The sequence below is a fragment of the Allobosea sp. LjRoot90 genome (assembly GCF_964254315.1).
In the GTDB taxonomy this organism is placed as follows: Bacteria; Pseudomonadota; Alphaproteobacteria; order Rhizobiales; family Beijerinckiaceae; genus Allobosea.
On the sequence record NZ_CAXUTF020000002.1, the window covers coordinates 172,771 to 186,340 of the forward strand.

Annotated in this window: 13 protein-coding genes; 4 read left to right on the forward strand and 9 right to left on the reverse strand. The window is 66.7% G+C overall.

Translation table 11 applies throughout. The annotated features are described in order from the left end of the window. Positions 1–196 precede the first annotated feature (196 nt). The 3 genes from ACSQ3M_RS07595 to ACSQ3M_RS07605 form a co-directional block, all read right to left on the reverse strand. Positions 197–358: a Thivi_2564 family membrane protein gene (locus tag ACSQ3M_RS07595; RefSeq protein WP_436149465.1), complete on the reverse strand. Its 162-nt coding sequence runs from the start codon at positions 356–358 to the stop codon at positions 197–199. Between the two features lie 372 nt (positions 359–730). Beyond that, positions 731–3,055 carry a glycine--tRNA ligase subunit beta gene (glyS, locus tag ACSQ3M_RS07600; protein WP_436149466.1) on the reverse strand — a complete coding sequence of 775 codons (2,325 nt, stop codon included), beginning with the start codon at positions 3,053–3,055 and terminating at the stop codon, positions 731–733. Further along, positions 3,055–3,972: a glycine--tRNA ligase subunit alpha gene (locus tag ACSQ3M_RS07605; RefSeq protein ID WP_436150282.1), complete on the reverse strand. Its 918-nt coding sequence runs from the start codon at positions 3,970–3,972 to the stop codon at positions 3,055–3,057. The genes glyS and ACSQ3M_RS07605 overlap by 1 nt, the downstream gene beginning before the upstream one ends. A 231-nt stretch (positions 3,973–4,203) precedes the next feature. On the opposite strand from ACSQ3M_RS07605, the gene ACSQ3M_RS07610 reads away from it, so the two are divergent. Both ACSQ3M_RS07610 and ACSQ3M_RS07615 read left to right on the forward strand, forming a co-directional pair. After that, the gene (locus tag ACSQ3M_RS07610; RefSeq protein ID WP_436149467.1) at positions 4,204–4,485 is read left to right on the forward strand and encodes a hypothetical protein; all 282 of its coding nucleotides are present in this window, start codon (positions 4,204–4,206) and stop codon (positions 4,483–4,485) included. A 136-nt stretch (positions 4,486–4,621) separates the two neighbouring features. Continuing rightward, on the forward strand, positions 4,622–4,936 hold the full coding sequence (locus ACSQ3M_RS07615; RefSeq protein ID WP_436149468.1) for a hypothetical protein: 315 nt from the start codon (positions 4,622–4,624) through the stop codon (positions 4,934–4,936). A gap of 6 nt (positions 4,937–4,942) precedes the next feature. Here the strand turns inward: ACSQ3M_RS07615 and ACSQ3M_RS07620 are convergent, their stop codons facing one another. Further along, on the reverse strand, positions 4,943–5,710 hold the full coding sequence (locus ACSQ3M_RS07620; protein ID WP_436149469.1) for a tRNA1(Val) (adenine(37)-N6)-methyltransferase: 768 nt from the start codon (positions 5,708–5,710) through the stop codon (positions 4,943–4,945). After that, complete coding sequence (locus tag ACSQ3M_RS07625) at positions 5,700–5,927, reverse strand: putative signal transducing protein (protein WP_110488439.1); 228 nt, start codon at positions 5,925–5,927, stop codon at positions 5,700–5,702. The genes ACSQ3M_RS07620 and ACSQ3M_RS07625 overlap by 11 nt, the downstream gene beginning before the upstream one ends. 181 nt (positions 5,928–6,108) lie before the next feature. Here ACSQ3M_RS07625 and ACSQ3M_RS07630 point away from each other — a divergent pair, with 181 nt between their 5' ends. Beyond that, complete coding sequence (locus ACSQ3M_RS07630; RefSeq protein ID WP_436149470.1) at positions 6,109–7,125, forward strand: polyprenyl synthetase family protein; 1,017 nt, start codon at positions 6,109–6,111, stop codon at positions 7,123–7,125. A 6-nt stretch (positions 7,126–7,131) separates the two neighbouring features. Here ACSQ3M_RS07630 and ACSQ3M_RS07635 read toward each other — a convergent pair whose 3' ends face one another. The 4 genes from ACSQ3M_RS07635 to ACSQ3M_RS07650 form a co-directional block, all read right to left on the reverse strand. Continuing rightward, positions 7,132–7,767, reverse strand: a complete 636-nt coding sequence (locus ACSQ3M_RS07635; RefSeq protein WP_436149471.1) for a LysE family translocator — start codon at positions 7,765–7,767, stop codon at positions 7,132–7,134. A gap of 30 nt (positions 7,768–7,797) precedes the next feature. Continuing rightward, a complete protein-coding gene (locus tag ACSQ3M_RS07640) occupies positions 7,798–8,682 on the reverse strand; it encodes a 4-(cytidine 5'-diphospho)-2-C-methyl-D-erythritol kinase (RefSeq protein WP_436149472.1) in 885 nt (294 codons plus the stop codon). A gap of 3 nt (positions 8,683–8,685) precedes the next feature. Next, the gene (locus ACSQ3M_RS07645; protein ID WP_436149473.1) at positions 8,686–10,377 is read right to left on the reverse strand and encodes a tetratricopeptide repeat protein; all 1,692 of its coding nucleotides are present in this window, start codon (positions 10,375–10,377) and stop codon (positions 8,686–8,688) included. A gap of 530 nt (positions 10,378–10,907) precedes the next feature. Further along, the gene (locus ACSQ3M_RS07650) at positions 10,908–12,587 is read right to left on the reverse strand and encodes an electron transfer flavoprotein-ubiquinone oxidoreductase (protein WP_436149474.1); all 1,680 of its coding nucleotides are present in this window, start codon (positions 12,585–12,587) and stop codon (positions 10,908–10,910) included. 173 nt (positions 12,588–12,760) lie between these two features. Between ACSQ3M_RS07650 and ACSQ3M_RS07655 the strand changes: the two genes are divergently transcribed. Continuing rightward, entirely contained in the window at positions 12,761–13,564 is an 804-nt protein-coding gene (locus ACSQ3M_RS07655; RefSeq protein WP_436149475.1) for a uracil-DNA glycosylase, read from the forward strand. Positions 13,565–13,570 lie beyond the last annotated feature (6 nt).

Below are 13,570 nucleotides of genomic sequence, written 5' to 3' on the forward strand. Positions count from 1 at the left end.
GCCCCGGGACGGGTCGCGTCCGGGGCCCTCTGGACCAATGAGATTCTGGATCAGTGCGGGATTTTCGTCAATCCAGCTGCCGAAACGTCACCTCCGTCACGGCCGGGCCTTGTCCCGGCCATCCAGCGCTCGCCACGAAGGCGATGTTCACATGGACGCTCGCCAAAGGGGGCGAGCATGACGGCGGCCCCTTTGGCTAGAAGACCGCGAGATAGCGCAGGAGCGAGATGATGCCGATGATGATGACGATGATCTGGATGATGTTCTTGACGTTGCCGTCGACCGGCAGCATCCGCACCAGATAAAGCACCAAAACGATCACCAGAACGGTGATCAGCAGCGAGATCAGAAGGCTCATGGCTCAAATCCTCTTATCGCGGCCGAAAGCCGGCCCCCCGAGGCGCTAGCTGCGACGCATTCGCAGGCAGCGACCTCAGAGAAGAGAACGTCAAGACATGGGAAAAAGTTCCGAAAAGAGTAGCTGGCTGAGGTGTTGGGACGGAGCTTTCCCGTCATCGTTAGGCCCCCGTAGAAGACTGCGGGATCGGGAGCCAACGGCAATGAAGGGCACGGGGAACCCTTCTCCCGTGTGGGAGAAGGGCAGGGATGAGGGCCTGCCCTCGCCGATTGAGATCGCAGCGGCGTTGCTGCACTCAAATAATCAGCGGCGGTCCCTCACCCCTGCCCCTCTCCCATCCGGGAGAGGGGTTCTGCGTCGAGCTTCCCGCGCCTAACCCGCAATCCGTGAAAAATCCGCCACGGCGCGCGTCGCTTCGCGCAGCTGGTTCAGCAGCTTGAGGCGGTTGGCGCGCAGAGCCGGATCGGGATCGTTGACCGTGACCTTGTCGAAGAAGGCGTCGACTGCCGGCCTGAGCTCGGCGAGCGCCGTCATGGCACCTTCATAGTCCTCAGCAGCGACCGCCGCTTCCGCCTTCGGCGTCGCCTGCGCCAGTGCGACCGCGAGCGCCTTCTCCTCGATCAGCCCGGCAGCCGCGATGAGCTGGAGATCGGCCGAACCCGCAAAGGCGCCCTCGCCGTCCTTCTTCTCCTCGGCCTTGAGGATATTGGCGGCGCGCTTGTAACCGGCCAGCAGGCTCTTGCCGTCCTCGGTCTCGAGGAAGCGGCCGAGCGCGGCGACGCGGCGAGTGATGAGCAGGAGGTCGTCATTGGCCGACGCGCCCTCGCCCAGCACCGCATCGACCAGATCATGCCGCGCGCCCTGGTCGCGGAGCATGACCTTCAGGCGGTCGTGGAAGAAGGAGAGAAGATCAAGGAGACCGCGGTAAACGGCCTCAGCAACGGACAGCTTGATATCTTCGATGCGTGCGAAGACGAAGCTAAGCGGTCCATTTTGAAGCGCACTGATGGGCAGCTGAGCGATCTCCTCATGCTGCATAAGCGGCGCGAGGTCGCTTCGGCGCTGTGAGTTAACGAGCTGTCGGATAATTCCGATCTGCAAGGGGATTGCCAGCTTTAGGACCGGCAGCCGCACCCCATTCTCAACCACCAGCCGGATCACGCCCAGCGCCGCGCGGCGCAGCGCATAGGGGTCCTTGCTCCCGGTCGGCTTCTCGTCGATCGCCCAGAAGCCGACCAGCGTGTCGAGCTTGTCGGCAAGCGCAACGGCGACCGAAACCGGATCGGTCGGGACGCGGTCGGACGGGCCGAGCGGCTTGTAGTGCTCCTCGATCGCCGCCGCGACCGAGGCGTTCTCGCCCTGCAGCTCGGCGTATTTCCGGCCCATCAGCCCCTGCAGTTCGGGGAACTCGCCGACCATCTCGGTCGGCAGGTCGGCCTTGGCCAGCTTCGCCGCGCGCTCGGCCAAAGCCGGATCGGCGCCGACGATCGGGGCCAACTCCTTCGCCAGCGCGGCGATGCGCTGGACGCGCTCGCCTTGCGTGCCGAGTTTGGCGTGGAAGACGACGCCGAGCCTGTCGAGCTTGGCCATGCGCTGGTCGAGCGGCTTCGACAGGTCGAGCCCGAGCTTCTCCGCGCTGTCCTTGAGCGTCTCCAGATCGGGCAGCGGGCCGCGATCGGTCTGCCAGAAATAGGCGGCGTCGGAGAGGCGGGCGCGCACGACGCGGCCATTGCCGGCGGTGATCGCCAGGCCGCCATCGCTGGCCATCAGGTTGGAGACAGGGATGAAGCGATTGGCCAGCTCGCCGGAATTGGGATCGCGCAGCACGAAGCATTTTTGGTTGGCGCGGATGGTGGCGCGGATCGCCTCGCCCGGAATCTCAAGGAAGCGCTCCTCGAAATCACCCAGCAGCACGACCGGCCATTCGACGAGACCCGCGACCTCCTCCAGCAGGCCCTCATCCTCGACCAGTTCGAGCCCCGCGGCGAAGGCGAGGTTCTTGGCGTCGGTTAAGATGATCTGCTTGCGGCGGTCGGCGTCGAGCACGACCTTGGCCCGCTCCAGGCTCGGGACATAATCGTCGAAGCGCTTGACCGTGATCGGCCCTGGCGCATGGAAGCGATGGCCATAGGTGACGTTGCCGGATTTGATGCCTTCGACCTCGAAGGGCACCACCTCCGGCTCCTCGGTCTCAGCGCCGAAGGTGCAAAGGATCGAATGCAGTGGGCGAACCCAGCGCAGCGAGCCGCTCCCGGCCGAGGCCTTGCCCCAGCGCATCGATTTCGGCCAGGGGAAGGCGCGGATCACTGCCGGCACGATCTCGGCGATCGCCGCGACCGTCTCCTGCCCCGGCTTCTCGATCACGGCGACATAAGAGTCGCCCTTCTTCGGATCGCTGACGACGGTCGCCTGATCGAGCGAGGCAAGCCCCGCCGCCTTGAGGAAGCCCTGCACGGCCGCATCGGGCGCGCCGACGCGCGGGCCCTTGCGCTCCTCGCGGACATCCCGGCCACGCACCGGCAGGCCGGCGATGGTGAGGGCGAGCCGGCGCGGCGTCGCGAAGGCCTTGGCGCCCTCATAGGTGAGGCCGCGCTCGACCAGCGCATCGGTGACGAGCTTCTTCAGGTCCTCGGCGGCCTTGCGCTGCATGCGCGCCGGGATTTCCTCGGAGAAGAGTTCGAGCAGCAGATCGGGCATCAGTTTGCTCCCCCGCCGGCGGTCTTGAGCCAGGCCGCACCGCAGGCCTTGGCGAGCTCGCGCACGCGCAGGATGTAGCTCTGGCGCTCGGTGACCGAGATCACGCCGCGCGCATCGAGCAGGTTGAAGACATGGCTCGCCTTGATGCACTGGTCATAGGCCGGCAAAGCGAGCTTGTGGCTGGGATCATTGCTGCCGGCATCTGCCTCGCCGGCAGCGAGCAGCGCCTTGCACTCGGCCTCGGCATCGCTGAAGTGCCGAAACAGCACCTCGGTATTGGCATGCTCGAAATTATGCCGCGAGAACTCCTGCTCGGCCTGCAGGAAGACATCGCCATAGCTGATGCGGTCCTCGCCTTCGAGACCGTTGAAGTTGAGGTCGTAGACGTTCTCGACGCCCTGGACATACATGGCGAGGCGCTCGAGCCCATAGGTGAGCTCGCCAGCGACCGGTGCGCATTCGACGCCGGCGACCTGCTGGAAATAGGTGAACTGGCTGACTTCCATGCCGTCGCACCAGCACTCCCAGCCGAGGCCCCAGGCGCCCAGCGTCGGGCTTTCCCAGTCGTCCTCGACGAAGCGGACATCGTGCAAAGCGAGATCGACGCCGATCGCCTTGAGCGAGTCGAGATAGAGCTGCTGCAAATCGGGCGGCGACGGCTTCAGGATCACCTGGAACTGGTAATAATGCTGCAACCGGTTGGGGTTCTCGCCGTAGCGGCCATCCTTGGGCCGGCGCGAAGGCTGGACATAGGCCGCCTTCCAGGGCTTCGGACCAAGCGCGCGCAGCGTCGTCGCCGGATGGAAGGTGCCGGCGCCGACCTCCATGTCGTAGGGCTGGAGGATGACGCAGCCGCGCTCGGCCCAGAAGCGCTGCAAGGTCAGCAGCAGCCCCTGGAAGGAGCGGGTCGGGTTCAGCGGATCGGAGGACGCGGCCAAGGGCATCAGCCTTTTAAACTGTCGAGAAACTTGCGGCGTGATTAGGGGCTGGCGGCGCTCATGGTCAAGCGCGGCGGGATGAACGCTGCCTGAACCTCGCCGCAGGGATCGCGTTCAGGATGGGCGACCCATGATGCGCAGCATCGAACGGTCCGCGGTGTTCGGGGCGAGTGCTTGAGACGGGCCGATGCGATGAGTAGGAGAGTTACCATGCTGTCGAACCGTATCGCTGCCGCCCTGTTCGGTGCCGGCGCGCTCCTTTTCACCGGCCTTTCCGTCGTCCCGGCCAGCGCTGCACCGATCGCAGCCGGCACTCCCACCGCTTCGACGGATATCGGGCTGGTCGAGCAGGCCCAGTACTACGGACGTCCCCATTATGGTCCGCGCCGCTATTACGGCCGCCCGGTCTATCGCCCGCGCTGCTATTTCGTCGACCGGCGCGTCTGGAACGGCTGGCGCTGGGTGATCCGCCCGGTGCGCGTCTGCCGCTGACGGGACGCCAGTCCGGATGAAGAACGGCTGAACGGCCCGGCCACGCGCCGTTCAGCCTCGATGCTGCAAGCTCGCCGCAACCATGACACCCGATGACCCCGGCACAGGCCGGAGGGCACTCGCGAAGGAGGTAACCATGCTTCGCAAACTCGTTCTTGGACTTTCAGCCGCAGCCTCCCTCGGGGTGGCCGCACTCGGCATCGGAGCGGTCACGGCAACTCCGGCCGACGCACAGGGTTGGGGCGGTGGTGGCTATTATGGCCGGCCCGGCTGGGGCGGCGGCGGTTACTATGGCCGTCCCCATTACGGCTATGGCCGCCCTGCTTATGGCTATGGCCGTCCGGCTTACGGCTACGGCGGCGGGTACTACGGCCCGCGCTGCTTTAGCCGACCGGTCCGCTACTGGGACGGCTGGGGCTGGGTGGTGCGCGAGCGCCGCATCTGCCGCTGAGCCAGTCTAGGCAAGCACGGCCTCGCCGCGATGGAGCGCCTCGCTGAAAGAGGTGAAGCGCCCATCGGCCCCGTTGAGAATGAGAGCCGGCAGCAACGCTGCCGGCTTTCTGCTGCCGAGACGCGCGGAGACGATCACCCGGATCGCCGCCCGCTCGGCCTGGCCGTGGATCGGGCGAATCTCGATCGCGCCGAAGCCCGTCTCCAGACCTGCGAGAATCGTCCCCAGCGCTTCGGCGCGATGGATGATACTGACGCCACCGCCCGGCTTCAGCACATGGCGGGCCGTCTTCAGCCAGTCGGCGAGCGATTGCCCGGCAACATGGGCCGCACGCCGGTTGGCGACCGGCGATTCGCGCACCTCGCCCGATTCGAAGAAGGGCGGGTTCATCGCGACCCAGGCGACTGACGCGGTGGGCAGACCGGATTGGGCAAGCCCTGCGTTTTTCTCGCCGATCGTTCCGACGGCGACTCGCACCCGTCCAGCAAGACCATTAAGCTCGGCATTGCGGGCCGCGAGCGCTGCGAGCTCGGGGTCGCGCTCGATCGAGACGACGGCAAGTGCGGGTTGCCGCAAGGCGACGGCGAGCCCGACCGTGCCGACGCCGGCGCCGAAATCGGCGAGCGGCCCTTCCCCCAGCTCCGGGATCGCCGCGGCAAGCAGCACCGCATCCGAGCCGGCGCGATGGCCCTTCACCGGTTGGAGCAAGCGAAGGCGGCCTCCCAGCAGCCGATCCTCGGCGATCTCGCTGAGACCCGGAGCCTCAGCGTTCATGGCGCAGTTCGTCGCCATAGCCCGCCTCGATCAACAAGGCGCGAGCGCGCTTGCTGTCCTGCTCGCGAACCAGGAGGCGCCGTGGAAAGGCACCGATCATGCCCTCGAGTGCACTGATGTGCTGATCGGCGATCAGGCAACCCAGATCGGCCGAAGCCAGGAGCGCCTCGATGGCCCCGAGCAGGACGATATCGTTCGAGCGGACGAGTTCATGCATGCCGCCATGGAGCCTTTCGCACCGGCCCGGCGCAACAGGAAAGATCGGATAACCCGGAACAGTGCCGCGGTGCAGCGTCAATCTGCTGCGTCGCGAAAGGATTGCCGGGGCTGGTCACGCATGCGACGTTTATGGCAAAGCCAACCCGCGCAAGCGCGCGAAAAACGGCCGGAGTTTGCGAGTGGGCGTCGTCGTAGCTTTCGAAGACAAGGACACCGGCCAAAGCGGGATCGCGCCGCTGGTCGGGTTGACGCGCGCCGACATGGAGCGCGTCAACGCGATGATCCTGTCGCGCACCGGCTCCGAGGTCACGATGATCCCGGAAGTCGCGAACCACCTGATCTCCTCGGGTGGCAAGCGCTTGCGGCCGATGCTGACGCTCGCAACGGCAGCGCTCTGCGGCTACCAGGGCGACGGCCACGTCAAGCTCGCGGCCTCGGTCGAGTTCATGCACACGGCAACGCTGCTGCACGACGATGTCGTCGACCAGAGCGACATGCGCCGCGGCAAGCTCGCTGCCCGGATGCTCTGGGGCAACGAGGCGAGCGTTCTGGTCGGCGATTTCCTGCTCGGCCAGGCCTTCAGGATGATGGTCGAGGTCGGTTCGCTGCGCGCGCTCGACATTCTCTCGACCGCTGCTGCGGTGATCGCCGAGGGCGAGGTGATGCAGCTCGCCGCCGCCAAGAACACCGAGACCACCGAGGACGAGTACCTCGCCGTGATCCGCGGCAAGACGGCGGAACTCTTCGCCGCCGCCTGCGAGGTCGGGCCGGTGATCGCCCAGTCGTCGAAGGGCGAGGCCGCCGCCTGCCGCAGCTATGGCCTCAATCTCGGCATCGCCTTCCAGCTCATCGACGATGCGCTCGACTATGGCGGCTCCTCGGGCCAGCTCGGCAAGAATGTCGGCGACGACTTCCGCGAGGGCAAGATCACCCTGCCCGTCGTGCTCTCCTTCCGCCGCGGCAGTGAGAGCGATCGCGCCTTCTGGCGCCGCACCCTGCAGGAAGGCGAGGTCCGCGATGGCGATCTCGACGAGGCGCAGGCCCTGATGCGCAAGCACGGCGCCCTGGCCGACACGATCGAGCGCGCCCGCCACTACGCCAAGATGGCCAAGGACGCTCTCGGCCTGTTCCCGTCATCGCCGATGAAGCAGGCGCTCAACGAGGCCGTCGACTTCTGCGTGGCGCGGGCGCATTAGCGCCGGTCAGCGCTGCTCGGCCGCAATCCTGAGGCCCAGCGCCAGCAGGAGCCCGCCGGTCAGCGCTTCGATGACGCGCCTGACTCGCGATCGCCGCAGCACGTCGCCGGCCTTGGCGACAACGAGCGCATAGGCTGAGAGCCAGAGCAGGGTCATCGCAGCGAAGACCAGTCCGAGCAGGAACAGCGTGGTGAAGCTGCTGCCGCCGGCGGCGAACTGCGGCAGGAGGCTGGCGAAGAAGACCGCGATCTTCGGGTTGCCGAGATTGCTGACCAGCCCCTGTCGATAGGCGATGGCTGGCGCGAGCCGCCGCGGCGAGATCGCGGCAGCTGCCGGTGACGCGGCCCCCTGGCGGCGGAAAGCCTCCCGGAGCGCCATGATACCGAGATAGATCAGATAGGCGGCGCCGGCATACTGGATCGCGCGGAAGATCGGCTCGCTCGCCACCAGAAGGGCGACGAGACCGAGACTGGTCGCCAGAGCCCAGAGCGAGAGGCCCGTCGCGACACCGAGCGCGGTCAGCACGCCGCCACTGCGCCCGCCGAACAGCGTGTTGCGAATGGTCAGCGCCGTATCGGGCCCCGGCGTGCAGATCACCAGCGCCGCGACGCCGACAAAGGCAAGGAAAGAGGCAAGCGTCATGATGTGCCCTCCGGCTTAAAGCCGAGGCGCCTATCTCAGCACAGTCGGCTTCACCCACCAATCCGAACAGCCATGCGCCAGACGCTTCCCCGCCGCGGCGCTGGCGCGGCAATCGTCGAACAGCGCAAAGCAGGTTGCGCCCGAGCCGGACATGCGCGCCAGCCGGCAGTCGGGCAAAGCCGAGAGCGTGGACAGCACCTCGCCGATGATCGGCGCGACGCTTCGGGCCGGCGCTTCGAGATCGTTGCCGGAAGCAGCGAGCGCGGCGATCAAAGCGGCCGACGTTGCCGGTGAAGGCTCTTGCGCGCTGAGCGTCTGGCTGCCGCCCGGATGCCCCTGCCCCGGTTGAAGGCCGAGCGCGCGGAACACTGCCACCGTCTCGACCGCAACGCCGGGATTGACCAGGAGGGCGAACAGGCGCGGCGGACGCAATGGCGGGCCGAGCCTCTCGCCGATGCCCCACATCATGCGGGCGCGCGCTTCCAGGCAGACCGGAACGTCGGCGCCGATCCGGCCGGCAGCGGCGAGCAGCGCCGGATGCGACAGCGGCAGGTCGTTGAGCCGCGCCAGCAGGCGCAGCGCCGCAGCCGCATCGGCCGAGCCGCCGCCGATGCCCGAGGCGACTGGGAGCCGCTTGATCAGATGGAAGCGGCCGGAGCGCAGTCCGGCGATGTCCTCGCGCAGGGCGCGCTCGGCCTTGAGGACGAGATTGTCGGGTCCGGTCGAGAGGCCTGCGGCGAAGGGACCAGAGATCTGTACCCCGGAGGACTCGCCTGGCGACAGGCTCAGTTCGTCGCCGACGCCGGCGAAGGCGACGAGGCTGTCGAGCTCATGATAACCGTCGGCGCGCCGGCCGACGACGCGCAAGGAGAGATTGACCTTGGCCGGGGCACGGGTCGCCAGCTTGGCAGGCAAGGATCAGCCGCCATCCTTCTTCGGCTCGGCCGCATTGGCCGAGGGCGCCTGATCGTCGAGCCCCTTCTCGATCTTGCGCTGGATCCGGGTGAGGTCATCCGGCTCCGGCCCGAGATCGCGGGCATAGTTCCACTGGTAGCGCGCCTCGAGATAGCGCCCGGTCTTCCAGTAGACGTCGCCGAGATGGTCGTTGATCACCGGATCGGAGGGGCGCAGCTCCATCGCCTTCTCGAGCTCCGTCACCGCCTCGTCATAGCGGCCGAGGCGGTAATGGGCCCAGCCGAGCGAGTCGATGATGTAGCCGTCGCGCGGCCTGAGCTCGACGGCGCGGCGCAGCATGCCGAGCGCCTCCTCGAGCTTGAGGTTCTGGTCGACCAGCGAATAGCCGAGATAGTTAAGCACCAGCGCACGCTCGCGGCTGAGCGCCTCCGGCATCAGCTCCAGCGCCTTACGCAGATCAGCCTCGGCCTGGGGCCATTTCTTGGTGCGCTCATAGGCGATACCACGCGAATAGAGCAGGTCCCAATTGGAGCGGCCGGGCGTGCCGAGCTTGGCGACCGCCTTGTCATAGGTCGTCGCCGCCTCCTCGAAGCGCTTGCGCGAGCGGTAGATGTTGCCGAGCGCGGAGATGGCGTCGACGTCCTCCGGCCGCGCCGCGATGATCGTCTCGAGATGTTTGACCGCTTCCTCGGTCTTGCCGAGCTGCTCGAGGCCAAGCCCGATCTGGATGTCGGCGACGGGCCGCAGCGGCGAGTTCTCGGGCATGCGCTTGTAGACCTGGACCGCATCCTCGGTCTGCTTGGCGCGTTCGAGAATGTCGGCCAGCGTCAGCACGGCAAGATCGTGGCCGGGGTCGAGATAGGCTGCAAAGCGCAGGTAAAGCAGCGCTGTAGCCTCATCGCCCTGCAGAATACCGGCACTGGCGAGGCCATAGAGCACCTCGGCCGCACCCTGCTGGGTGTTGCCGACGATGCGCTGCAACGGCTCCTTGCTGCTGATCTTGGCGATGGCGTCGCGCACCACCGGATGGTTCGGGCGCACGCGCTGCTCGAAATCGTTCAGCGTCGCCAACGCCGCGTCGCTGTCGCCTGCACGCGCCTGCTGGCGGGCCCAGAGGTCGACGAGGCGCAGATTGGTCTTCTCGGCGTCATAGGCCGCCTTGAGCCGGCGATTGGCATCGTTGCGGCGGCCGGCGATGTCGAGGATCAGCCCGGCATGGAAGTCGCGGAAGCGGTCGAAGGTCGCCTCGCCCTTGAGACGGTCGAGCGTCTCGAGCGCGCGATTGGTCTCGCCGGAGCCGGAATAGGCCCAGGCGGCGAGCAGGGTCGCGGTGATGTCGGCGGAGCGGCCACGGCCACCGCGCTGCAGCTGGGTGCGGGCAGCCGTATAGTTCTTCTGCTTCAAGGCGCGGACGCCGAGCGCGAGCTGGGCGAGGCCGTTGGTGGCGTCACGCTGGATCAGCTTCTCGGCGGCGCGGAAGGTCTCGTTCATCGCGCCGTCGGCGAGGAAGGCGACGAAGCCGCGCTCGAGCAACTCGCTGTTCTGGGGATCATTCTTGATCGCCTCGCGCAGATAGATCGAGGCCGCGCCGAGATCGCGGGCGGAGCCCGCGACCACCGCCGCCAGATAATTGCCTTCGAGACTTTCGGCCGGCTCGAACTTGTCGACCGGGCGCGCCTGCGCGAACGCCGGCATGCCGACGTGCAGCCCCGCAATAAACGCAAGCATAAGAGCGGCGCTACGGCCGTCGATCTGAAACGTCACGTCCACCATTCTCCCTCGGTCCGCCCCGGCTGCCGGGAACTGGTCCGTAGACGGGACCGTGACCTGAACGATTAGGCCGCCAACATGGCCGTTTCCGGGCTGCGCGACAAGTCCGGCGTGGCAGTTGCAGCACCGCCGTCACGCTCACGTGAAAAGCGCGATCTGCTGCTGTAGTGGCGTCGAAACCATAGATTTCCGTAAAGCAAATCGGCATAGAATTGCGCCGTCGCGGATATTCGCGACGATTCGTTTAGGACACTTCAAATGAAGAAGGTCTCGCTCGCGCTCGCTGCTGTCCTGACGCTTGCCGGCATCGCCGGCGGCTGCGCCACCAAGGAGCCGGAGAAGCCCGCTCCCGTCGTCCGCAAGGGCTGATTCACCGGCTGTTCCGGCGTCAATAAAAAGGCCGCGCCGGACACGTCCGCCGCGGCCTTAATCTTTTAAGACAGTATCGAATACTGTCACATATTCGAGTAGTTCGGGCCGCCCGCGCCTTCCGGCACCGTCCAGGTGATGTTCTGGGCCGGGTCCTTGATGTCGCAGGTCTTGCAGTGCACGCAGTTCTGCGCGTTGATCACGAAGCGCGGCAGCGTCTGCTTTTCCGGATCGGCATAGACCACTTCGTAGACGCCTGCCGGGCAGTAGAGCCGAGCCGGTTCGCCATAGATCGGCAGGTTCTGCAGCACCGGCACGTTGGGATCGGTCAGCTTCAGATGCGCTGGCTGGTCTTCCTCGTGATTCGTCGCCGAGAGGAAGACCGAGGAGAGCTTGTCGAAGGAGATCTTGCCGTCCGGCTTCGGATAGACGATCGGCGTGACCATCCCGATCGGCTTCAGCGTGGCATGGTCGGGCTTGCCGTGCTTCAGCGTGCCGAAGGGCGACCAGCCGAAGAGCTGGTTCAGCCACATGTCGATGCCGCCGAGCGCGACGCCGCCGAGCGTGCCGAGCTTCGACCAGAGCGGCTTGACGTTGCGCACCAGCTTGAGGTCGCGCCCGATCTCGGAGGAGCGCCAGCTGTCCTCGATGCCGTCGACGACGTCATGGGAACGGCCTGCCGCCAGCGCCGGCACGAGATGCTCGGCCGCCAGCATGCCCGACAGGATGGCGTTGTGGCTGCCCTTGATGCGCGGCACATTGACGAAGCCGGCCGAGCAGCCGATCAGCGCCCCGCCCGGGAAAGTCAGCTTCGGCACCGATTGCCAGCCGCCCTCGGTGATGGCGCGCGAGCCATAGGAGAGGCGCTTGGCGCCCTCGAAGACATCGCGGATCATCGGGTGGGTCTTGAAGCGCTGGAACTCGTCGAAGGGCGAGAGCGTCGGGTTCGTATAGTTGAGATGGACGACGAAGCCGACCGAGACCAGGTTGTCGTCGAAATGGTAGAGGAACGAGCCGCCGCCGGTCGACATGTCGAGCGGCCAGCCGAAGGAGTGCTGAACCAGCCCCTTCTTGAACTTCTCCGGCTTGACTTGCCAGATCTCTTTGAGGCCGATGCCGTATTTCTGCGGCTCGCGGCCTTCATCCAGAGCAAAGCGCTTGATCGCGATCTTGGAGAGCGAGCCGCGTGCGCCCTCACCGAGCAGGGTGTAGCGGCCACGCAATTCCATGCCGCGGGTGAAGCGCTCCGAGACCGAGCCGTCCTTGGCGATGCCCATATCGCCGGTGGCGATGCCGGCGACCGAGCCATCTTCATTGAACAGCAATTCAGCGGCGGCAAAGCCGGGATAGATCTCGACGCCGAGCGCCTCGGCGCGGCCGGCGAGATAGCGCGCGACCAGGCCGAGCGAGCCGACGAAGTTGCCGTGATTGTTCATCAGCTTCGGCATGGCGAAATTCGGCAGGCGTGCCCCGCCGGCCGGGCCGAGGAAATAGAAGACGTCCTCGCTGACCTCTGTGTGCAGCGGACGCGTCTCGTCCTGGCGCCAGTCGGGCAGGAGCTTGTCGAGGCCGATCGGATCGATGACAGCGCCGGAGAGGATATGCGCGCCGACTTCGGAGCCCTTCTCGACCACGACGACCGAGATGGCCTCGTCGAGCTGCTTCAGCCGGATCGCGGCGGCGAGCCCGGCCGGGCCGGCGCCGACGATGACGACGTCATAGTCCATGCTCTCGCGCGGCGTGCTCTGTGCTTCCTTCAGATCCATGCTGCCCTCCACCCCGCGCCGCTTATATCTCGTTAGATAGTTTATATATGAACTATCTCGATCGCCTCGCCAAGCCGCGGGGCTGATTGGAATTCCTCTATCCGGGGCTCCCGGTTATTTTGCAACAGCGAACGGGCTCGCTTCGTTCCGTGCGGCGCGGTATTCTGTCGCCCATGTCCTTCGACGCCATCTCCGCAGCAGAACTGATTGCCTGGTACGCCGAGATGGGCGTGACGGAGGCGCTCGACGAGACGCCGCACGACCATTTCGCAGCTGCAGCGGAGCTCGCCCCGGCGCGACAGCCTGTCGCACGCCTCGTGGCGTCCTCCCAACAGGCAACCGCGCGCCCCGCGGCAGCCGCCCCGGCGCCACCGGACGAAGCGGCGTTGTCGGCCCGGGCGCTGGCGCGCGAGGCGACGACGCTGGATGAGCTCAAGGCGGCACTCGCCAGCTTCGAAGGCTGCCCGCTCAAGGCCTCGGCGAAGAGCCTCGTCTTCGCCGACGGCAATCCGGCCGGAAAGGTGATGGTCGTCGGCGAGGCGCCGGGCGCGGACGAGGATCGCGCCGGCCTGCCCTTCGTCGGCCGCTCGGGCCAACTGCTCGACCGGATGCTGGCCGCGATCGGCCTCAACCGGCAGGAGCATGTCTATATCGCCAACCTTCTGCCCTGGCGCCCGCCGGGCAACCGCACGCCGACGCCGCAGGAGGTCGCGATCTGCCTGCCCTTCATCCAGCGCCAGATCGAACTCGCCGATCCCGAAATCCTGGTCTGCATCGGTGGTCCGTCTGCGCAGGGTCTGCTCGGCGTTTCCGGCATCCTGGCCTCGCGCGGCCGCTGGCGGGAATACGATACCGGCACCCGCGTGATCCGGGCGATCGCGACGCTGCACCCGGCCTATCTGTTGCGCCAGCCCTTGCAGAAGCGCCTGGCCTGGCGCGATCTGCGGGCGCTCAAAGCGGCACTCGACACGCTTTGACGCAGC

Coding starts and splice junctions, on each gene's coding strand:
- ACSQ3M_RS07615 (WP_436149468.1), top strand. CDS start 4,622: ATGCTTCGCAAACTCGTTCTTGGACTTTCAGCCGCAGCCTCCCTCGGG.
- ACSQ3M_RS07645 (WP_436149473.1), bottom strand. CDS start 10,377: ATGCCGGCGTTCGCGCAGGCGCGCCCGGTCGACAAGTTCGAGCCGGCC.
- ACSQ3M_RS07610 (WP_436149467.1), top strand. CDS start 4,204: ATGCTGTCGAACCGTATCGCTGCCGCCCTGTTCGGTGCCGGCGCGCTC.
- ACSQ3M_RS07650 (WP_436149474.1), bottom strand. CDS start 12,587: ATGGATCTGAAGGAAGCACAGAGCACGCCGCGCGAGAGCATGGACTAT.
- ACSQ3M_RS07595 (WP_436149465.1), bottom strand. CDS start 358: ATGAGCCTTCTGATCTCGCTGCTGATCACCGTTCTGGTGATCGTTTTG.
- ACSQ3M_RS07620 (WP_436149469.1), bottom strand. CDS start 5,710: ATGAACGCTGAGGCTCCGGGTCTCAGCGAGATCGCCGAGGATCGGCTG.
- ACSQ3M_RS07625 (WP_110488439.1), bottom strand. CDS start 5,927: ATGCATGAACTCGTCCGCTCGAACGATATCGTCCTGCTCGGGGCCATC.
- ACSQ3M_RS07655 (WP_436149475.1), top strand. CDS start 12,761: ATGTCCTTCGACGCCATCTCCGCAGCAGAACTGATTGCCTGGTACGCC.
- ACSQ3M_RS07635 (WP_436149471.1), bottom strand. CDS start 7,767: ATGACGCTTGCCTCTTTCCTTGCCTTTGTCGGCGTCGCGGCGCTGGTG.
- glyS (WP_436149466.1), bottom strand. CDS start 3,055: ATGCCCGATCTGCTGCTCGAACTCTTCTCCGAGGAAATCCCGGCGCGC.